Genomic DNA, 20820 nt, shown 5'->3' with positions numbered 1-20820 from the left:
GTCTTTCCTCAACGTGGCGGCGATGCCGGCCTCAGGCTGTCTTCAGCTTGTTCTGGTAGTGACGAACGATCCGCGAGGCTCCGAGACAGAGCACGAAATAGATCGCACCGGCAAAGAGCAGCATCTCGACGAGCCGCCCGTCGCGGTCGCCGACCTTGTAGGCCGCGCCGAAGAAGTCCGCCAGCGCCGAGACGTAAACCAGTGAGGTGTCCTGAAAGAGGATGATTCCCTGTGTCAGGAGCAGCGGGACCATGTTGCGGAACGCCTGGGGCAGGACCACCAGGCGCATGGCCTGCGCGTAGGTCATGCCGAGCGCACTGGCCGCCGCCATCTGCCCCTTTGGAACCGACTGGATCCCCGCGCGGATGATCTCCGAGTAATACGCGGCTTCGAATAGGGCAAAACCGGTGATCGCCGAGATCAGTCTGACATCCGCTCCACGCGGCAGATCGAAAAGGCTCTCGAGCAGATGCGGAACGATCAGGAAGAACCACAGCAGAACCATGACCAGCGGCACGGCACGGAAAAGATTGACGTAGCCGGCTGCCAGCCACGCCAGAGGACCGATCGCGGACAGGCGCATCAGGGCGAGCAGTGTCCCCCAGACGATGCCGAAGACGACGGCGCTGATCGTGATCTCCAGAGAGACCTTCATCCCCTGCCAGAGGAAGGGGAGAGAGCCGGGAATCGAGGACCAGTCGAACTCGTGCATGTCACTTGCCTCCGATGTATCCCGGGACGCGCACGCGACCTTCGACCCAGCGCATTCCGAACATCACGACGACGTTGATCAGCAGGTAGGCGACGGTCACCGCGATGAACGACTCGTACGGCTGCGCCGTGTAATCGACGAGTTGCCGTCCCTGGGCAGCCAGCTCGAGAAGGCCGATCGTCGAACAGACTGCGGAGTTCTTGAAGATGTTCAGGAACTCGGAGGTCAACGGCGGCACGATCAGCCGCACGGCCATCGGCAGCATGACATAGCGGTAGGTCTGGGCAAGCGTGAAGCCCAGCGCGAGCCCCGCGTTCTTCTGCCCCGGCGGCAGCGAATTGATTCCCGAACGCACCTGTTCGGCGACGCGTGCACTGGTGAACAGCGCCAGACAGACCATCGACGCGAGAAACTGCTGCAGAACCGGGTGCGTCTGTTTGAACGCCGTTCCGAGGCTCTCGGGGAGCAGTTCGGGAACGACGAAATACCACAGGAAGAGTTGGACCAGCAGCGGGATGTTGCGAAAGAACTCGACGTAGGCAGTCGCGATGGCGGACAGCCAGACGCCCGGGACTGTGCGCAGAACACCGATCACGGCGCCGATGACCAGGGCGATCAGCCAGGCCGAAAGCGACAGTGCGACGGTCATCTTCAGCCCCTGGATCATCCAGTCCAGATACGTCGCACCGTCGCCGGTCGCCGTCGGCTGAAGGAACACCCCCCAGTGCCAGTTGTAAGCCATTCGTACTTCTCCAGGAGACGAGGCGACCGGCCCCCTATCCCTCGAGTCGCCCCGGCTGCGGCCGAATCTCGGTCGAGAGGGACGCTAACATCTACTCGAAGGCCTTGTCGTTCGGCGACTTGTAGAGGTTGCGAACCGCCGTCGACAGCGGGAAGTTGAGGTTCAGTCCCTTCGGCGGGATCGGCTGCAGGAACCACTTCTCGTAGATCTTCTCGACCTCGCCCGAAGTCATGACCTTGGCCAGGGCATTATCGACGACCTTCTTGAACGCCGGATCATCCTTGCGCATCATGCAGCCGTAGGCCTCGTATGACTGCGGAGTCCCGACGACGACCCAGTCGGACGGACGCTTGGCTTTGGCCATTTCGCCGTAGAGCAGCGCATCGTCCATCATGAACGCAACCGCGCGACCCGTCTCCAGGGTGAGGAAAGACTCGCCGTGGTCCTTGGCGCTGATGATGTTCATCTTCATCTGCTTTTCCTCGTTCATCTTGCGCAGCAGACGCTCGGAGGTCGTCCCGGCTGTGGTCACCACGTTCTTCCCCACCAGCTCGGGAAAGTCGTTGATTCCCGAGTCTTTCCGGGTCATCAGCCGGGTGCCGATGATGAAGATGCTGTTCGAGAAGCTGACCTGCCTCTGCCGCTCGGTATTGTTCGTCGTCGACCCGCATTCAATGTCCACCGTGCCGTTCTGGACCAGCGGAATCCGGTTCTGCGAGGTCACCGGAATCAGCTTGACATCCAGTTTGGCGAGTTTCAGTTCGGCCTTGACGGCCTCGACGGCCTTGAGCATCAGTTCGTGCGAATAGCCAATGACCTGCTGCTTGTCATCGGTATACGAGAAAGGGATCGACGACTCGCGGTGGCCCAGAGAGATGACTCCGCTGTCCTTGATCTTCTTCAGCGTCCCGGTCGGTTCCTGGCCGATGGCCGATGCCGAGAACATCGCAGCGGAAAGCATGGTGGCGACGGCAAGGGGTCTGGTGAGCCTGAACATGGGGTCTCCTTTCTCGTGGCGTGGGCAAGCCTGCTTCGGCAAGATCTGTCAGCATTCGATTGTGTCACGACTTAATCGGATAGCCAAGCAATCCCCGACTCGACTCGGGACATTGCACCACCGATCGGTCTGGCTTGCCTAGTCGATGACCCACCGCGCGAGGCGCGGGTCGTCACCCGTCGCCCGCCGGCGCCGGGTGACGACCCGGCACCGCGCCCTGCCGAGGTCGTAGAATGCGCATCTGCCGCCAACACCACGTAGCCGCGTGCCTGATGAAGTCCGCCAGCGTCCGTTACCGCATCGTCCCCAGCAAGCTCGCAGCCCACCGGCTCGAAGTCCGATGCACCGTCGACAACCCGGACGAGGCTGGGCAGCGCTTTGCTCTCCCGGCATGGATTCCGGGCAGTTATCTGATCCGTGACTTCGCCCGACACATCGTGAGCATCCGTGCGGAATGCGCGGGTAAACATGTACCGCTGGTCAAGATCGACAAGCACACCTGGCAAGCTCCGCCGCTGGCCAGCGGTGCCGCGTTGAGCGTGGTCTCCGAGGTCTATGCCGCAGATCTGTCGGTACGCGGGGCACACGTCGATCCGACGCACGCGTTCTTCAACGGGACGAGCGTGTTCCTCCGCGTTGTCGGCCGCGAGGGCTCAGCCTGCCTGGTCGATCTCCGCAGACCTGTGGGCAAGGAATACGAGAACTGGCGGGTAGCGACGACCCTTCCTCCCGCCGATGGTGAAAGTGGAGCAGCGAGGCAGAATGGTTTCGGTCTCTACCGCGCAGCCGACTACGAAGAACTCATCGACCATCCCGTCGAGATGGGCACGTTCACCCTGGCCGGCTTTCCGACCTGTGGCGTCGTCCACGAGGTCGCGATCACCGGGCGCCACGACTGCGACGTTGAACGTCTGACCGCCGATCTGAGGCGTCTCTGCGAATGGCAGATACGCTTCTTCGGGGAACCGGCTCCGATGTCCCGCTACCTGTTCCTGGTCACTGCCGTAGGAGACGCGTACGGCGGGCTCGAGCATCGCGCATCGTCCGCCCTGATCTGCGCGCGCGACGACCTGCCTTACCTCGGCATGCGCGGCTTGCCGGAACGCTACCGCGGCTTCCTCGGTCTGTGCAGCCACGAGTACTTCCACACCTGGAACGTCAAGCGGATCAGACCTCAAGCCTTCGCCAGCTACAACCTCGATGTGGAGAACTACACCAGCCTGCTCTGGGCATTCGAGGGCTTCACCTCCTATTACGACGAACTCGCGTTGTTGCGCTGCGGCCTGATCCCCGCGAAAGAGTGGCTCAGCGGGCTGGCCAGAACGATCGACAGGGTTCACCGCGAACCCGGCCGGCAGCGACAGACCCTCGCCGAAGCCAGTTTCGACGCCTGGACGAAGTTTTACCGTCCCGACGAGAATACTCCGAACACGTCGGTCAGCTACTACGCCAAGGGCGCTCTGGTCGCTCTGGCACTGGACCTCACCTTGCGTGCCGGGACAGCGGGGCGTGTCTCGCTCGACGACGTGATGCGTGCTCTCTGGCTACGCCACGGCGCACCGGAAGACATGCGTGGCGTCGGCGACGACGACATCCGCCTGATCGCCGAAGAGCTTTCCGGCCTCGATCTCGAAGCTTTCTTTGCCGATGCGGTGCACGGGACAAGCGACATCGACCTGGCTCGCCTGCTCAGGCCCTTCGGCATACGCCTCAAGCGCAGTCCTTCGTCGAGGGCGCCTTCACTGGGCATACGCACCGCGAGCGAAGGCAACGAGCTTCGACTGACGACGGTCTACGATGGTGGTGCTGCCCAGTCTGCCGGCCTGTCGGCGAATGACCTCCTCGTGGCGGTCAACGGCTTGCGTGTCACGCCCGCCAGTCTCGAACGACTGCTCGGTCGACACCGGGCAGGAGATGAGTTTACTGTCCACGTTTTCCGCCGTGACGAACTCATGGACTTTACGGTCAGGCTCGCTGCACCACCTCGTGACTGTCACAGACTGATGATCGCGACGAAGAGCAACCCCTTGCGGCGGGGCTGGCTATACGGGACGGATTGCCCCTCCCCCGATTGATCGACGATCAGCATGACCCGACTCTCCGATCTGCGAAAAAGTTACGAGCGCGCCGAACTCAGCGAGGAATCGGCAGACATTGACCCGCTCAGACAGTTCACCCGGTGGCTCAACGAAGCGATCAGCGCGCGCGTCCCCGAGCCGAATGCGATGACCCTGGCCACCGTCGGCAGCAATCAACGCCCTTCGACGAGAGTCGTGTTGATCAAGGGGTATGATGAACGGGGAATCACCTGGTTTACCAACTACGAAAGCCGCAAGGGCCGCGAGCTGACGGGCAACCCGTGGGCAGCGCTGCAGTTTCACTGGGTCGAACTCGAGCGTGTGGTGCGCATCGAGGGCCGGGTCGAAAAGGTCAGCGAGGCCGAGAGCGACGCCTACTTCGCCACACGCCCCCTCGATTCGAGGATTGGCGCCTGGTCCAGTCCGCAAAGCCAGGTGATCGGCAGCCGCGGCGTGCTGATCAGCAACGCGGCTCGCTTCAGCGCGAAGTTCCTCCTCCAGCCGCCGCGACCGCCGCACTGGGGTGGCTACCGCCTGCAGCCGGATACCTGGGAATTCTGGCAAGGTCGGAAAAGCCGTCTGCACGACCGCCTGCGCTATCGGCTCGACGACAGCCAGCGATGGATACGCGAACGTCTCGCTCCCTGACTCTCCGCAGCGATTCCGCTGCGGCCGCCACCCGAGTCCAGGCTGCCCTCGCCTAATCCTTGAGCGGCGGAACCTTCTCCCACGGCCCCGGGCACTGCAGGACGGCCGGGTAATACGCCCCGCGCTCGCGACAGTAGTACCAGTAGCCCGGTTCGAGACCACTACCACCTTCGGGGATCGTCGAGGGGCTACCGGTCCCTTTCTCTATGTAGACGACGGGTGGCGGGACAGTCACGACCGGAGGATAGACGACCGTTGGCGGATAGTACGCCGGGGGGCCCCAGACCCAGGGCCATACCCATGGCCCTCCCAGGTACACGCCAACGCCCGGCCCGTAGTATCCGCCGCGTGGCCCGTAGTATCCGCGCGGCCCATAATACCCTGCGCGCGGCGGCCCGGGTGGCGGACCCGGCGCACCCACGACCACCGACCCGGCGACATAGCCACCGCCTGCCTCACTGAGCGCCGGCTGGGCCAGACCGGCGACGAGCAGCACAAGCGCACTGCAGGTCCATTTCATCACGATGATCTCCAGCTGACGAGATTGGGCCACCAGAAGGTTGGTCTGCCGGCGCAGACGACGCGCCAGCGCTGCGCAGCCACAAGGATCCGCGCCGCTCACTCGATTTTCATCTTAACGCAACAGGGACGATCCACGCCGACAGGGCGGTCGGTCAACCAGCCCGAAGAAGCCGGGCACGACCGGGCGATCAAACGCCGTGCACCTCGAAGATTTGTTCGACGATGGCCGTGCCACCGGAGCAGCGCCATCTGATCTCCAGGTCGAAGAGACGAAAGCCATAGGACCGACACGGATCGTCGGCATACGCGGGCCGTGGATCCTGGGCCAGCACCTCGGCAAGCAGCGGCGCAAGATCTGGCCAGTTCGACTGGTACTGCGACAGTTGGCGAGCCGCGGCCGCGCTCAGCTCGACGGCCAACTGCGGCGGTGCGCGATCGGCGAAGCCACTGCGTGCAGCCGGCTCGCTCTCGATCGACGGCAGGTAAGGCTTGATGTCGAGCACCGGAGTTCCGTCGAGCAGATCGACTCCCCCGAAAGTCAGGCGAACGCCATCGCGGGTGTCGACGCCGAGCAACTCGACCAGGGAAAGGCCCAGACGATTGGGCCGAAAAGGACTGCGACTGGCGAACACGCCCACGCGCCGATTTCCGCCAAGCCGCGGCGGACGAACCGTCGGGCTCCACCAGGCGCCGGTCTGATGGAATACGAAGCTCAGCCAGACGTGCGAGAAGCCCTCGAGCCCGCGCACGGCCTCGGGTCGGTCATAGGGTCGCAAGAGGCGCAGTTCACCGTGGGCGTGCGGTGCCAGTCGTGGCTGCCGGGGGATACCAAAGCGGTCGCGGAACGGCGTCGCCATGTAGCCGATCGGTGAGCATGAGTAGTCACCCATGCCGTAGCTACCTGAACCCATAGACGGCCATTGCTGGCACCGTAGCCGCTCCGCCGCCTTTGGGAACGGCCCTCGTCACGCCGCGGGTCACCGCGTGGCCAATGCCAGGGCGTAACTGGCCATTGCCTGGATAACCGACTCGACCTCGCCAATCGCTGGAGCGAGTTCGAAGCTCACCTGCGGATGGCGCGCCCGGAGATCCTCGATGAGTCGTGGGATATCGCGCTTGAGATGCCCACCCCGGGCGATGAACATCGGCAGGACGAGAATGCGCTCGACGCCTCCCGCGACCAGGAATTCCGCACAATCGCGCAGGTTCGGGGCGATGAATTCGAGGAAGGCGAGTTCGACACGAACTTCCGGAGCGCGAGCAGCAAGCGTCGCGCGAACGCGGCGAATGGGCTCCACCCATTCAGGGTCGCGTGCGCCGTGCGCAAAAAGGATCAGCGCCGTTCCCGGCACTTCTGACGCCCGCATCCGTTACATGCCCGCCAGGACAGCGATCTCGCCAGCATCGTCGACCACGTGGTCGGCCCCCCAGGACTCGATCGGCTCGCCGTCGCCGAGGTAACCGTAGCGCACTGCGACGGTGACCATCCCGACCGCCCGGCCCGCCTGGATGTCGCGCAGGTCGTCGCCAACATACAGGCATTGTTCGGGATCCCTGCCGATCAGCCTGCAGGCCAGTTGCATCGGGTGCGGAGCCGGCTTCGCTCGTCGTGCCGAATCGCCACTGACCACACAGGCAGCGCGTTTCGCGTAACCGAGCCGGCTGAGCAGCGGCAAGGTGAAGCGCTGAGCCTTGTTGGTCACGATTCCCCAGGGTGAGCCGACGGCTTCGAAGCGCCGGAGCAGTTCCTCGATGCCCGGAAAGACAATCGTGTCGACACACAGATCCTGACTGTAATAAACCAGGAAACGCTCGTAAAAATCGGCATAGAGGGGATCCCCAGGAAACATCTCGAGTCCCGCCCGGAGCATGCCGCGAACACCCTGCGAAGTGAATGGGCGTAGCCGGGCGGAATCCACGGCCGTCAGGCCCAGGTCCGAGCGCAGACGGTTCAGCGCTGCTGCCAGATCCGGAGCCGTGTCAGCAAAGGTTCCGTCCAGATCGAAGAGCACCGCGTCAGGCATTCCTGACGGCGCGAAAAAGGAAATTGACCTGCGTATCGGCGACCAGCGAATAACGGCCCGAGAGAGGGTTGTAGCTCATTCCGCGCAGTTCACGGGGATCGAGACCGACCTGCCTGGCCCAGCGCGCCAGCTCCGACGGCCGAATGAATCGCGAGTAATCATGGGTTCCCCTGGGCAACATCCTGAGCAGGTACTCCGCGCCAATGACCGCGAGCAGGTAGGCCTTCGGATTGCGGTTGATCGTCGAAAAGAAGACATCGCCTCCTGGCCTGACCAGCGCAGCGCACGCGCCAACCATGCTTCGCGGATCAGGGACATGCTCGAGCAGTTCCATGCAGGTGACGACGTCGTAGCTTCCCGCTTCCCGCACAGCCAGGTCTTCCGCAGAAATCTTGCGGTAGTCGACTGATCGTCCGCTTTCCAGAAGGTGGAGGCGAGCCACGCTCAGCGCCCTGTCCGACAGGTCGATTCCGCTCACCGTCGCCCCGGCAGCAGACATCGCCTCGGATAGCAATCCCCCGCCGCAACCGACGTCGAGCACGCGCCGTCCGGCCAGGGAACAGCATCCGTCGATCCAGGCGAGACGCAGCGGATTGATATCGTGCAGCGGCTTGAAGTCGCTGTTCGGGTCCCACCAGCGATGGGCCAGCTGGCTGAATTTGTCGAGTTCGCTCTGGTCGGCGTTGGTCATCGGATCGGTGCAGGGCGTGGCGATCGTGCGCATTTTACGGCTTCGTGGCACAGGATGTGGGTCATCGTCCTCTCGTCACCCGAGCAGACGCATGAATGCCGCCCCGCTCTTGCCGTTCAGGCCCGACCGAGGATCCCCGCCGCCATCTCGCTTCGCCCGCGCGGGCAAAAAAAACCCCGCCGGAGCGGGGTTTTTCGGGTGTCGCACCGGGCTTACTTGGTGCCGATGAGTTCGATGTCGACGCGACGGTCGGGCTGCAGGCACTCGACCAGCTTCTTGTTCTTGCCGGTCTCGGGACCCATGTTCTTGCACTTGTCGCCGGTGACCGGATTCCTCTCGCCCTTGCCTTCGGTGTAGATGCGGTTCGCATCGATGCCCTTGCTCACCAGGTACTGCTTGACCGACGCCGCGCGGCGGTCAGACAGCTTCAGGTTGTACGCGTCGGAGCCGATGCGGTCGGTGTGGCCCACGGCAATGATCACTTCGAGCTTGATTTCCTTGGACTTGGCGGCGACTTCGTCGAGCCTCTTCTTGCCTTCCGGACGCAGCGTCGCCTTGTCGAAGTCGAACAGCGCATCGGCGGCAATGGTGATCTTGTCACCCGAAGGCTTGGCCGCCGGCGGGGTAGCCTTGGCCACTGGTGGCTCGCAGACTTCCTTCGGCAGCAGATCCTTGTCGCACTTGCAGCCCGCCGGGTCATTGGCCGCGGCAGCCGGAGTCCAGAAACCGGTCCGCCAGCACAAGCCGTTACCACTGATCACGACTTCACCGCGCTGATCGATGACATAGACGCGATCGAGAGGAATCGAGGTCTGGGCCTGGGCGAGCGAGGCGCCGAAGCCGACAGCGGCAACGGCGAGCACGGCCATGATGGAGTTTCTTGCAGTCTTGTTCATCTGTGTTTCCCTCGTTAGTTGGAGCCTGCGGCAGATGTCCGCATGGCCTGTTGTGCCTCGTTGTCGACCGGACTTCATTACGGACGAATTTTATTTTGCCACAGGAGGGCCAGTTTGATCAATGCGGCCGAGTCCTGGTCGAGGAGTTGGCCGTCTCCGACGCGCAAGCACCCCGCCACCCAGACATGCGAGACATGCTCACGTCCTGCCGAATAGATGAGTTGGGAAACCGGATCGTAACAGGGCGCGAGCGAGACGTCGTCGAGCCTGACGGCGCAGAGGTCGGCCCATTTGCCCGGCGAGATCGAGCCGATACTCTCATCCAGGCCGAGCGCTCGAGCACCGCCGAGCGTGGCCATGCGCAGCACGGCATGGGCATTCAGCGCGTCGGCACGCCCACCCTGCTGCTTGGCAAGCAGCGCGGCCAGGCGCATTTCCTGAAACAGGTCCAGCCGGTTATTGCTGGCCGCCCCGTCGGTCCCGAGCCCGAGATTGACTCCGGCCGCTGCCAGATCAGTGACCGGTGCCAGACCACTGGCCAGCTTGAGATTGGAACTCGGGCAGTGCGCGACGGAGCAGCCGTGTTCGGCAAGCAGACCGATTTCGGAATCGTCGAGGTGCACGGCGTGCACGGCAATCAGGCCCGGAGACAGGAAGCCGAGCCGGCGCAGGCGTTCGATCGGCCGCACGCCGAAGCGCTGGATGCTGTCGGCAATCTCCTGGACGGTCTCATGCAGATGCAGATGAATCGGCAGTTCGATCTGCTCGGCGAGCGTCAGAACGCGGCTCAGACTGCGCTGGCCAACGGTGTACGGAGCATGCGGCGCGAGACAGAAAGCGAGGAGCGGTTCGTCGAGCAGTTCGTCGCGAACCGCCAGCCCCTTGGCCAGGTAGTCGTCCGGGTCTGCCGCGTAATTGCTCGGGAAATCGACGACGATCAGACCGATCGCGGCCCGCATCCCCGAAGCAAGCGCCGCTCTGGCAGCAGCCTTAGGGAAGAAGTACATGTCGTTGAAACAGGTGATGCCCCCGCGAAGCATCTCCGCGCAGGCAATCCGCGTGCCGTCATGAACGAATTGTGCCGAAACGTGCTGCGCTTCAGCCGGCCAGACGTGCTGCTGCAACCATTCCATCAGCGGCAGGTCATCGGCGAGCCCACGCAGGAGGGTCATCGCTGCATGGGTATGCAGATTGACGAGACCGGGAATCAGCACGTGCTGCGTCAGCCTCTGTCGGCTGCGCGCGATGAAGCGCCCGGCGACTTCGGCGATCGGTGCCAGCGCGACGATCCTGCCCCCGTCTACCGCAACCGCATGATTCTCGAGCACCCGCCCTGGCGGATCGACGGGAACCGTCCAGCGTGCCTCGATGATCAGGTCGACGGCCTGGGTCATGTCCCTGATGAATCAGTCTGGCCTAAAAAAAACCCCGCCGGAGCGGGGTTTTTCGGGTGTCGCACCGGGCTTACTTGGTGCCGATGAGTTCGATGTCGACGCGACGGTCGGGCTGCAGGCACTCGACCAGCTTCTTGTTCTTGCCGGTCTCGGGACCCATGTTCTTGCACTTGTCGCCGGTGACCGGATTCCTCTCGCCCTTGCCTTCGGTGTAGATGCGGTTCGCATCGATGCCCTTGCTCACCAGGTACTGCTTGACCGACGCCGCGCGGCGGTCAGACAGCTTCAGGTTGTACGCGTCGGAGCCGATGCGGTCGGTGTGGCCCACGGCAATGATCACTTCGAGCTTGATTTCCTTGGACTTGGCGGCGACTTCGTCGAGCCTCTTCTTGCCTTCCGGACGCAGCGTCGCCTTGTCGAAGTCGAACAGCGCATCGGCGGCAATGGTGATCTTGTCACCCGAAGGCTTGGCCACCGGCGGGGTAGCCTGGGCCACTGGTGGCTCGCAGACTTCCTTCGGCAGGAGGTCCTTGTCGCACTTGCAACCGGCAGGATCCTTCGCCGCGGCAGCCGGAGTCCAGAAACCGGTCCGCCAGCACAGGCCGGTGCCGCTTAGCACGACTTCACCGCGTTGGTCGATCACGTAGACGCGATCACCAGCGGTCTGGGCACGCACGGCGCCAGCCGCTGCGAACAGGCCGATAGAGGCCAGCAGGGTAGTAATGATTGTCGATTTCAAGATGTTCCTCCTCGAGTAATCTCTGTTAGGTCCGAATGCGTGTGACGCGATGCGATTTTTGCGCAGTCGGGAGATTTAAGCATACAAACTTGATTTGCTTCAAGCATTGACCCGACATTGTGTCGCATTTATACAACGATCGCACGGCCCAACCGGCCCACGCGGACCATCTCGCGACCGCCCCGAGCCCGCCCGTCTGGCTCTGACCCGCGGCCCGGCGGCTCACCGGGGCACCGGCGGCGGCCGGCCCTGAGCTGTCGCCGGTGCTGGGCATGCCAATTGCGTGCGACAATCCAGACTCGACGCGAATCGCTGACCGAGGCAGGCACGCGTGGCACGACGAGGCCTTGAACCGATCGCCGACATTCTGCACAAGGCCCGGCAGATCGTCGTCTTTGGCGGCGCGGGATTGTCTCCGCCGACCGCGGCATTCCGACCTTCCGCGATGGCGCGACAGGTCTCTGGAACAATGTGGATCCGGACGAGGTCGCCAGTATCGCCGGCTTCCTCCGCAATCCGCAGCGCGCCTGGGAGTGGTTGCGACAGTTCAAGGGCCTCGTCGACGACCGGAGTCCCAACGCCGGCCACCGCGCGCTTGCCCGTCTCGAAGAACTGACCGCGGGCAGGCGCTTCACGGTCATCACGCAGAATGTGGACGGCTATCACGCCAACGCTGGCAACCAGCGCGTGCTGGAAATACACGGAACCATCCACCGTGTTCGCTGCCACCTGCGCTGCGGTTTCGCAGAGTGTTGGGATCCGGACTCCAGCAAGCCGTTCGACTGCCCGGCATGCAGCGCCCCGGTGCATCCCGACCTGGTGATGTTCGGCGAGATGCTCGACGAAGAGGTCTTCAGCGCTGCCGAAAACGAGAGCCTCCGTGCTGACGCATTCTTTTCCGTGGGAACGTCCTTTACGGCGCAGCCCGCTGCACGTCCACCGGTCTGGGCGAAGAGCTCAGGGGCCAGGGTGATCGAGGTCAACCCGCATCCGACGGCGCTGTCAGGCCTGGCCGACTTCTCGATTCGCAGCGGCGCATTGGAGTTCTTCGAGGCGCTGTGCCGGGTCATCGAACCCAATGCATGATCTCGGTCCTCCCTGTTGCCCGCCACCCCAGACCTGCCGGACGAGCAAACGGCGTGGAATGACAGGGGGCTGGTTGAGCCGTACTCAGCCTCGGCGTGACCCTCGCAACGCTGATGCGTTGCCCGACCTGACGGCCGAGTCCGATATAATTTCGAGTTTTCGTCGGCCAGGCTGACCGGCCTGCCATCGCGATGGCTCGTCACGCAGCCGCTTCACGAGTTGCCCCGTTGACCTTAGCACTTGCACGGTTGCCGCTGCCCAAACCCGGTGACCGGGTCCAGTTCCCGTCGTTTGCCGGCTCTGCCGACGCCCTGCTGCTGGCCGACAGCGCCAGCAGGGAGACCGACAGCGCCTCCCCGCGGTTGCTCGCCGTCATCACCGCGAACGCCGGCGACGCCCATCGAATGCTCGAGGAGATCCCCTGGTTCACTCCACGGCTGCGTGTCCGCCTGCTGCCCGACTGGGAGACGTTGCCATACGACAGCTTTTCGCCGCACCACGATCTGGTTTCCGACCGCCTGGCGACTCTGTACGCAGTGATGCGCGAGGAGTGTGACGTCCTCCTCGTGCCGGCCAGCACTGCGGTCTATCGCTTGCCACCCCCCGCGTATCTCGCTGCCTACACGTTCTTCCTCAAGCAGGGAGAGAGGCTCGATGCCGTTCGATTCCGCTCGCAGCTGACTCTAGCCGGCTACACACACGTCACGCAGGTCGTCGCGCCCGGAGAGTATTCGATCCGCGGCGGGCTGGTCGATCTCTTCCCGATGGGCTCGGCCCTGCCCTACCGCCTGGACCTCTTCGACGACGAAATCGAGAGCATCAGGACCTTCGATGTGGATAGCCAGCGGAGCCTCTACCCTGTTCCAGAAGTCCGTCTGCTCCCGGCGCGCGAGTTCCCTCTCGATGAAAAGGGACGCGCCCGGTTCCGCCAGCGCTTTCGCGAAGTGTTTGAAGGTGACCCTGCCCGATCGATGATCTATCGGGACGTATCGGACGGGATTCCGGCAGCTGGTGTCGAGTACTGGCTGCCGCTGTTTTTCGAGCAGACAGCGACTCTCTTCGACTACCTGCCGAAAGGAGCCGTGCTCTGGCTGCATGGGGATGTCCCGGAGGCCATCCATGCGTTCTGGCAGGAGACGCGATCGCGGTACGATCTCCTCGCCGGCGACCGGACACGGCCCCTGCTTCCGCCGGCCGAGCTCTTCCTCTCCGAGGAATCCTTCTTCGTCGCCGCCCGCTCCCACGGGCGTGTTGCCCTGCGCGCTGGCGAGGATGGCCCGGCGCAGGCCATACCACAGGTGGCTGTCGAGCGTCGCGCGGACAACCCGCTCGCCCGGCTGCACGCCTTTCTCACGGGATTCACCGGACGCGTGCTGGTGCTTGCCGAAACGCCCGGCCGTCGCGAGACTGTCGCCGCACTGTTCAGGGAGTACGGACTAGTTACGCCGGGAACCAGCAGCTTCGCGGAGTTCCTGGCCAGCGAGCAGCGAGTGGCGCTGGCCGTCTCACCGCTTCACTCGGGATTCGTGCTCGACGACCTGGCGATCATCACCGAAGCCGAGCTTTTCGCAGACAGCCCGACGCGGCGAACGCAGCGAGCCGCGCAGCGCAAGACGTCTGTTGACCACTGGCTACGCGATCTCAGCGAACTCAAGGCCGGATCACCGGTCGTTCATGAGCAGCACGGAGTCGGACGCTACCAGGGGCTAGTCCATCTCGACCTCGGCGAGGGGCCGATGGAGTTCCTCGCCTTGCACTACGCGAACGACGCACGGCTCTACGTTCCCGTCGCGCAGTTGCACCTCATCTCCCGCTACTCCGGGGCCGACCCGGACAGCGCTCCCCTGCACGCACTGGGTTCCCAGCAATGGGAGAAGGCCAGGCGCCGAGCCGCGCTCCAGGCCCGCGATACGGCCGCAGAACTCCTCGCGCTTTACGCCGCACGGGCCGCGAGGCAGGGCCACGCGTGCAAGTTCAGCTCCCACGATTACGAGGCTTTCGCCGACGGCTTCGGCTTCGAGGAGACGACCGATCAGGCGACGGCGATCGCCGCGGTCATCGACGACATGCGCTCTGGCCAGCCGATGGACCGTCTGGTCTGTGGCGACGTCGGCTTCGGGAAGACCGAAGTGGCGCTGCGCGCCGCATTCTGCGCCGTCGCCGGCGGCCGACAGGTAGCGGTGCTCTGTCCGACGACGCTGCTATGCGAACAGCACTTCCAGACCTTCAGCGACCGCTTCGCCGAATGGCCGGTGCGCATCGCCGAACTATCGCGCTTCCGGAGCGCTCGCGAGGCCAGCCGCTCACTTGCCGAACTGGCCGATGGCCGACTGGACATCGTCATCGGGACGCACCGGCTTCTGCAGCAGGACGTCCGTTTCAAGCGACTCGGCCTGGTGATCATCGACGAGGAGCACCGCTTCGGCGTTCGCCAGAAGGAAGCGCTCAAGGCGCTGCGTGCGGAGGTCGACGTGCTGACCCTGACGGCGACACCGATCCCGCGCACGCTGGCGATGTCGCTCGAAGGCCTGCGCGACTTCTCGGTCATCGCCACGGCACCCCAGAAACGTCTGGCGATCAGGACCTTCGTCACCCGTTTCTCGGAAGGAATCATCCGTGAGGCGCTGCTCCGCGAGTTCAAACGCGGAGGCCAGGTCTATTTCCTGCACAACGAGGTCGAGACGATCGAGAACATGCGCCAGCGGCTTGCCAGACTGCTTCCCGAGGCGCGCATCGTCGTCGGCCACGGCCAGATGAGGGAACGCGAACTCGAGCGCGTGATGCGTGACTTCACCCAGCAGCGGGCAAACCTGATGCTTTGCACGACGATCATCGAAACCGGCATCGACAATCCGCACGCCAATACGATCGTCATCAACCGCGCCGAGAAGTTCGGCCTGGCACAGCTGCACCAGTTGCGCGGGCGGGTTGGACGCTCCCACCATCAGGCCTACGCCTACCTGCTGATCGACGGCGAAGCCATGCTCAACAAGCAGGCCAGACAGCGCCTCGAGGCGATCGAGGCGATGGACGAACTCGGCGCCGGCTTCTACCTGGCGATGAACGACCTGGAAATCCGTGGGGCAGGCGAAGTCCTCGGCGCGCGCCAGTCGGGAGAAATGCAGGAGGTCGGTTTCCACCTGTTCAGCGAAATGCTCGCTCGCGCCGTCGCAGCCCTGAGGGAGGGCATCGAGCCAGACCTGACGGAGCCGCTGGCGATCGCCACGGAAATCAAGCTGCACACGCCGGCGCTGCTGCCTGACGACTACGCACCCGACGTCCACGAACGCCTGCGCCTGTACAAGCGACTGGCAGACTGCCAGACCGCCGAGGCCCTCGGAGAACTTCAGGAAGAGCTGATAGACCGTTTCGGTGAACTCCCAGCGCAGGCCGAAGCGCTGCTCGACAGTCATCGCCTGCGCCTGCTCTGCAAACCCCTCGGGATTGCCCGGGTTGACGCGGGCAGCGAGCAACTGCTCATCCAGTTCACCGCCGATCCACCGATCGATCCGCAGCGAATCATCGAACTGATCCAGAAGGATCGCAATTTCCGCCTGGCGGGACCGGACAGGCTGCTCGTCCGGCGGAACTGTGCCACCCTCGCCGACCGTGTCGCCGCGGTCAGGGACGTCGTCCGCCAACTCAGTTGCAAGAGCCGATCATGAGCACTCTGAATATAGACAACATCAACGTCAGCGCCTTCGATCCGATGCCCACACCGGACGACATCCTTGCCCGGATGCCTCTTTCACCGGCTGCAGCCCGCTTGGTCATGAAGGGGCGCGAGGCGCTGCGGAACATTCTCGACCGCATCGATCATCGCCTGTTCATCGTCGTCGGGCCCTGCTCAATCCATGACCCGGTCGCCGGGCTCGACTATGCGCAACGCCTCAGGGCACTCGCCGACGAGGTCGCCGACACGCTGTACCTCGTCATGCGGGTCTACTTCGAGAAACCCCGCACGACGACCGGCTGGAAGGGGTACATCAACGACCCCGACATGGACGACTCCTTCCGTGTCGACCAGGGCATGCAGAAAGCGCGTCGCTTTCTCCTCGAACTGGCCGAGCTCGGCCTGCCCGCGGGAACCGAGGCGCTCGATCCGATCTCGCCGCAATACCTTGGCGACCTGATTTCCTGGACCGCGATCGGCGCCCGGACGACCGAATCCCAGACCCACCGGGAGATGTCCTCAGGGCTGTCGACGCCGGTCGGGTTCAAGAATGGTACCAACGGTGACATGGTCATCGCCGTCAACGCCATCCTCTCGGCGTCTCGACCGCACAGCTTCCTGGGAATCAACAGCCAGGGGCGAACGTCGATCGTTCGCACGCGTGGCAACCGCTACGGGCACCTGGTCCTGCGCGGTGGCGACGGACGACCCAACTACGACACGGTCAGTGTCCAGATCGCCGAGCAGGCGCTGCGCAAGGCGGGGCTGCCGACGAACATCGTCGTCGACTGCTCGCACGCCAACAGCTACAAGAAACACGAGCTGCAGCCGCTAGTCATGGGCGATGTCGTCAACCAGGTGCGTCTGGGCAATCGCTCGGTCGTCGGAATGATGATCGAATCGAACCTGGCCGCTGGCAATCAGCCGATCCCGGAAGACCTCGCGCAGCTTCGTTATGGCTGCTCGGTCACCGACGCCTGTGTCGACTGGGAAACCACCCGGAAGATGATCCTTGACGCCGCCCACCTGTTGCGTGACGTTCTGCCCGGCCGCAACGGCTGAACCCTCCGATGCCCGTCGTCGGTTTCGGCTGTGTGCGGGCGATTTCCGGCAGCGCCGCTGCCAATGCGAGGTGGCGGCCGTCCAGGGGGCTTACGAAGCTCGCGCCGAGGGTTGAACGGCTTCCTTCTCCAGGTACGGAAAATGCTGTTCGTACGCCTCGGCCGCCTTCTTCACCGAGACGAAGAAATCCTGGCGACCAATCTCGGTTGACAGCCCGACACGGGCCAGTTCCTCGAGCAGCGGACGGGGCGCGTCGGCAATCTTGACGTCGACCCCCTCCGCGGCGAGTTCCCTGTGCAGTTCGGCAAAGCGTTGCGCAGCGGTGACGTCCATGTCGTGAATCGCCTGCGCGTCGATGATCAGCCACCTGACCGGTGGCTGGGTCTCGTCGACGAGCTTCCTGATCCGTGTCATCACGTGCCGCGCGTTGGCAAAGAGCAGCGGAGCGTACAGGCGATAAATCAGCAGCCCTGGAACGCTCTCGGCCTCCTCGTTGTCGCGGCAGTCGTGGAACTTTCCGTCGCTGACCCGGCGGCGCAGCACCGCGTCATCGGGCCGCGAGATCTGGACGAGCACCGAGATCAGCGAAAGCAGCAGTCCGAGAATGATCCCGGGGACGACGCCGGCCAGCAGGATGGCCAAGGTCACCCCGAGGGCAATCGCAAACTCCACGCGGTCGATCTTGTACACCGCGATTAGCGAAGCGACCTCGAGCATCCCGAAGGCGGTCACGATCAGGATCGCGCCGAGAGCGACTTTCGGCAGCAGGGCGATCAGCCCGGTCAGGAAGAAGAGGAAGAGCAGCAGCCCGACGGCGACCACCAGCTGAGCCACCTGCGTCCGTCCGCCGGCGGCATCGACGATTGACGTTCTCGACTGGCTGGCCGAAACCGGGAACCCCTGCCAGACCCCGGCCAGGATGTTCGCCGAGCCCAGGGCCACCAGCTCACGGTTCGGGCTCACCTCATAACCGTTCTTCTCGGCGAAGGTCTGCGCGAGCAGAATTCCATCGGAGAAGGCGAGAAAGGCAATCGCCACGGCTGCCGGAGCGAGCACGGCGATGTCGGTCCAACCGAACTTCGGAATCGTCAGCTGCGGCATCCCCGAGGGCACTTCGCCGACCAGTGAAATCCCGTAGCTCCCGAAGTCGAGCAGATAGGTCAGGACGATCGCCACCGCACAGACGGCCAGCGCGCCAGGTACGCGCGGCAACCAGCGCGCGAGTCCGAGCAGCAGCAGAATCAGGCCGGTTCCGAAAAGGAAAGTCGGCAGGTGCGTCTCGGGCAGTTTCTCGACGACCGTCCACACGAGATGGAAGAACTCCTCGCCCTCGGTCCTGATCTTGAACATCTTGCCAAGCTGGGTGGCGATCAGCACCAGCGACGCACCGTTCAGATAGCCGATCAACACTGGCCGCGAGAGCAGGTCGGCGATCACCCCGAGCTTCAGACGCGCGGCGATCAACAGAACGAATCCGGACAGGATGCTCAGCAGGGCAGCGAGCACGACTATTCGCCCCGGGTCACCGCCAGCCAATGGCAGGATGGCCGATCCGGCAAGCAGGCCGATCGCTGCATCAGGCCCCGCGATGACGTGCCGTGAGCTGGCAAAGAGCGCATAGCCGATCGCTGCCGCGAGGGCTGCGTAGAGTCCGGTGATCGGCGGCAGGTGGACGAGTTCGGCGTAGGCGATGACCGAGGGAATCGACACGATACATGCCGAGAGACCGGCGATCGCATCCCTGCTCAGCCAGGCCGGCCGGTACTCGCGGAGCGTCGCGAGCAGCGGCAGACCCGAAAGCAGGTACTTGATGCGCGTGGCAGAGTTCATCGGTCGGACTCCTGGGCAGAGGTCACCGGGGGCCGCTCAGGACCGCCCGCAGCCCCCGCGCGCAGCCCCGTGATGCGGTCGCTGGCGCGATGTGCGCGGTCCGCGGGAAGCCGGCGCTGCCAATGACGAAGTGTTCAAACGGCTCCAGTATGGCCCGATTTGGTCCATGGAAGCAATTCCTCGCCGAAACTCTCGCCTCGCAGCCTCGCCGAAAGCCCCGCCATGATAGACCGAGGAACACTTGCCATGTAAACTGAATGTAAAAGGAACTGCCATCTTATAGCCGATCACCGCGGGAGACCATGTCATGCAGATCAGTGTGGAAGCGAAGCCGGCCGCTCCAGCGGCCTACGACGCAAGGAAGAAGCGCCTCGTCCAGACGATAGACCGGCTCTATCATCGCGACGCGCGCGCGCCGCTGCAGAAGATGCTCGCGCGAGTTCATCCGGCCGACATGGCGGCGATCCTCGATGATCTCCCTCCCGAGCACGTAGTCGACGTGTTTCACCTGATCTCGGATACCGCTCAGGCTGCCGAAGTGTTCAGCCAGCTGTCACCAGATATCCGTAGCCGCGTGACCCGCGAATCGCCGGTCGAGAAGCTCGCCTCGATCCTCCAGCACCTGGCCCCGGACGACCTGACCGACCTGATCGGCGAGTTCCCTGAAGAGCAGCGCGAACAGCTGATGGCCCTGCTCGACCGCGACAGCAAGGACGAGATCGAGAGCCTGCTGCAGTACGCCCCGGACAGCGCGGGCGGGATCATGACCACCGACTTCTTCTCGTTGCCGCACCGACTGACGGTCGAGCAGGCGATCGAAAGCATTCGCAGCCGCGAGGACGTCGAGATGGTCTTCTATCTGTACCTGACCGACGAGGACGGGCGCCTGGTCGGGGTCATCTCTTTGCGCCAGCTGCTTCTCAACCGGCCGCAGACGACGCTGCATAGCATCATGAACCGGCGGGTTCTGAAAGTGACCACCGATGCCGACCAAACGACCGTGGCCACGCTGGTCGACAAGTACCGGCTGCTGGCCATCCCGGTGGTCGACGAAGAGAACGTGCTGGTCGGGATGATCACCGTCGATGACGTGATCGACGTCATCGAAGAGGAAACGACCCGCGACATGCTCAAGATGGCCGGAACCAACGAGTCGGAAACGCTCACCCACTCGGCCTTCAAGATCGCCACGATCCGTCTCCCCTGGCTGCTTGCCGCATTCATCGGCGGACTGGCGGCGACCGGGGTGATCGGCCAGTACGAGGCGATCCTCGGCGAGGTTCTCGTGCTCAGCGCCTTCCTGCCGGTGATCATGGGCATGGCCGGCAACGTCGGCGTGCAGTCGGCGACGGTTGCCGTTCGCGGGCTGGCGACCGGCGCGATCGACACGCGTCACACGCTCCCGCTGGTCCTCAAGGAACTGCGCGTCGGACTGCTGCTCGGCGGATTCTACGGGGTAATCCTCGGCACCTACGGCTACCTGATGCACAGCAGCATGTCGCTGGGCAAAGTCGTCGGCCTGACGATCCTCGGGAACATGACTGGCGCGGCTCTGCTCGCCGTTCTTCTGCCAATGATCTTTCAGCGCCTCAAGGTCGACCCGGCCGTCGCCACGGGTCCCTTCGTCACCACCGCAATCGACATCCTCGGCGTGCTCAACTACTTCGTCATCGCCAGCTGGATCTACAACCTCTGACCTCACCCGACGGCCGCGGTCGAAGCCGCG

18 protein-coding genes are annotated in these 20820 nt (G+C 64.0%); 6 read left to right on the top strand and 12 right to left on the bottom strand.

What is annotated here, in order from left to right; genetic code table 11:
- Positions 1-31 precede the first annotated feature (31 nt).
- From gltK to NFW05_RS13785, 3 genes are all read right to left on the bottom strand, one after another.
- Positions 32-712 carry a glutamate/aspartate ABC transporter permease GltK gene (gltK, locus tag NFW05_RS13795; protein WP_295307925.1) on the bottom strand — a complete coding sequence of 227 codons (681 nt, stop codon included), beginning with the start codon at positions 710-712 and terminating at the stop codon, positions 32-34.
- 1 nt (position 713) lies between these two features.
- Positions 714-1454, bottom strand: coding sequence for an amino acid ABC transporter permease (locus NFW05_RS13790; protein WP_295307922.1), 741 nt, complete (start codon positions 1452-1454; stop codon positions 714-716).
- 91 nt (positions 1455-1545) lie between these two features.
- On the bottom strand, positions 1546-2415 hold the full coding sequence (locus NFW05_RS13785) for a glutamate/aspartate ABC transporter substrate-binding protein (protein ID WP_295308099.1): 870 nt from the start codon (positions 2413-2415) through the stop codon (positions 1546-1548).
- 269 nt (positions 2416-2684) lie between these two features.
- Here NFW05_RS13785 and NFW05_RS13780 point away from each other — a divergent pair, with 269 nt between their 5' ends.
- Positions 2685-4526 carry a PDZ domain-containing protein gene (locus NFW05_RS13780; protein WP_295307919.1) on the top strand — a complete coding sequence of 614 codons (1842 nt, stop codon included), beginning with the start codon at positions 2685-2687 and terminating at the stop codon, positions 4524-4526.
- 12 nt (positions 4527-4538) lie between these two features.
- The gene (gene pdxH / locus NFW05_RS13775; protein WP_295307916.1) at positions 4539-5177 is read left to right on the top strand and encodes a pyridoxamine 5'-phosphate oxidase; all 639 of its coding nucleotides are present in this window, start codon (positions 4539-4541) and stop codon (positions 5175-5177) included.
- A 52-nt stretch (positions 5178-5229) separates the two neighbouring features.
- Here pdxH and NFW05_RS13770 read toward each other — a convergent pair whose 3' ends face one another.
- The 8 genes from NFW05_RS13770 to ompA (NFW05_RS13735) form a co-directional block, all read right to left on the bottom strand.
- Complete coding sequence (locus NFW05_RS13770) at positions 5230-5697, bottom strand: hypothetical protein (RefSeq protein ID WP_295307913.1); 468 nt, start codon at positions 5695-5697, stop codon at positions 5230-5232.
- A 190-nt stretch (positions 5698-5887) separates the two neighbouring features.
- On the bottom strand, positions 5888-6610 hold the full coding sequence (gene tsaA, locus NFW05_RS13765) for a tRNA (N6-threonylcarbamoyladenosine(37)-N6)-methyltransferase TrmO (protein WP_295307910.1): 723 nt from the start codon (positions 6608-6610) through the stop codon (positions 5888-5890).
- A gap of 66 nt (positions 6611-6676) precedes the next feature.
- Positions 6677-7066: a CbiX/SirB N-terminal domain-containing protein gene (locus NFW05_RS13760; protein ID WP_295307908.1), complete on the bottom strand. Its 390-nt coding sequence runs from the start codon at positions 7064-7066 to the stop codon at positions 6677-6679.
- Between the two features lie 3 nt (positions 7067-7069).
- Entirely contained in the window at positions 7070-7711 is a 642-nt protein-coding gene (locus NFW05_RS13755; RefSeq protein WP_311104711.1) for an HAD-IA family hydrolase, read from the bottom strand.
- A 4-nt stretch (positions 7712-7715) separates the two neighbouring features.
- Positions 7716-8414 carry a bifunctional 2-polyprenyl-6-hydroxyphenol methylase/3-demethylubiquinol 3-O-methyltransferase UbiG gene (gene ubiG / locus NFW05_RS13750; RefSeq protein WP_295308096.1) on the bottom strand — a complete coding sequence of 233 codons (699 nt, stop codon included), beginning with the start codon at positions 8412-8414 and terminating at the stop codon, positions 7716-7718.
- A gap of 212 nt (positions 8415-8626) precedes the next feature.
- Positions 8627-9310 (bottom strand): outer membrane protein OmpA, encoded by a 684-nt coding sequence (ompA, locus tag NFW05_RS13745; RefSeq protein WP_295307903.1) that lies wholly within the window; start codon positions 9308-9310, stop codon positions 8627-8629.
- Positions 9311-9387: 77 nt separating this feature from the next.
- The gene (locus NFW05_RS13740; RefSeq protein WP_295307900.1) at positions 9388-10704 is read right to left on the bottom strand and encodes a TRZ/ATZ family hydrolase; all 1317 of its coding nucleotides are present in this window, start codon (positions 10702-10704) and stop codon (positions 9388-9390) included.
- Positions 10705-10774: 70 nt separating this feature from the next.
- Complete coding sequence (gene ompA / locus NFW05_RS13735; RefSeq protein WP_295307897.1) at positions 10775-11443, bottom strand: outer membrane protein OmpA; 669 nt, start codon at positions 11441-11443, stop codon at positions 10775-10777.
- A gap of 408 nt (positions 11444-11851) precedes the next feature.
- Here ompA (NFW05_RS13735) and NFW05_RS13730 point away from each other — a divergent pair, with 408 nt between their 5' ends.
- The 3 genes from NFW05_RS13730 to NFW05_RS13720 all read left to right on the top strand — a co-directional run bounded on the left by NFW05_RS13730 (position 11852) and on the right by NFW05_RS13720 (position 17264).
- Entirely contained in the window at positions 11852-12529 is a 678-nt protein-coding gene (locus NFW05_RS13730; RefSeq protein WP_295308091.1) for a Sir2 family NAD-dependent protein deacetylase, read from the top strand.
- 227 nt (positions 12530-12756) lie between these two features.
- Entirely contained in the window at positions 12757-16194 is a 3438-nt protein-coding gene (gene mfd / locus NFW05_RS13725) for a transcription-repair coupling factor (RefSeq protein ID WP_295307894.1), read from the top strand.
- A complete protein-coding gene (locus NFW05_RS13720; RefSeq protein ID WP_295307891.1) occupies positions 16191-17264 on the top strand; it encodes a 3-deoxy-7-phosphoheptulonate synthase in 1074 nt (357 codons plus the stop codon). The genes mfd and NFW05_RS13720 overlap by 4 nt, the downstream gene beginning before the upstream one ends.
- A 90-nt stretch (positions 17265-17354) precedes the next feature.
- On the opposite strand, the gene NFW05_RS13715 is transcribed toward NFW05_RS13720, so the two are convergent.
- The gene (locus tag NFW05_RS13715; RefSeq protein WP_295307888.1) at positions 17355-19094 is read right to left on the bottom strand and encodes a SulP family inorganic anion transporter; all 1740 of its coding nucleotides are present in this window, start codon (positions 19092-19094) and stop codon (positions 17355-17357) included.
- 307 nt (positions 19095-19401) lie between these two features.
- On the opposite strand from NFW05_RS13715, the gene mgtE reads away from it, so the two are divergent.
- Entirely contained in the window at positions 19402-20790 is a 1389-nt protein-coding gene (gene mgtE / locus NFW05_RS13710; protein ID WP_295307885.1) for a magnesium transporter, read from the top strand.
- Positions 20791-20820 lie beyond the last annotated feature (30 nt).

This window comes from Accumulibacter sp. (assembly GCF_023806625.1).
Taxonomy (GTDB): domain Bacteria; phylum Pseudomonadota; class Gammaproteobacteria; order Burkholderiales; family Rhodocyclaceae; genus Accumulibacter.
Note: the sequence above shows the minus strand (reverse complement) of the source record. Positions and strands in the feature narration are given on the sequence as shown.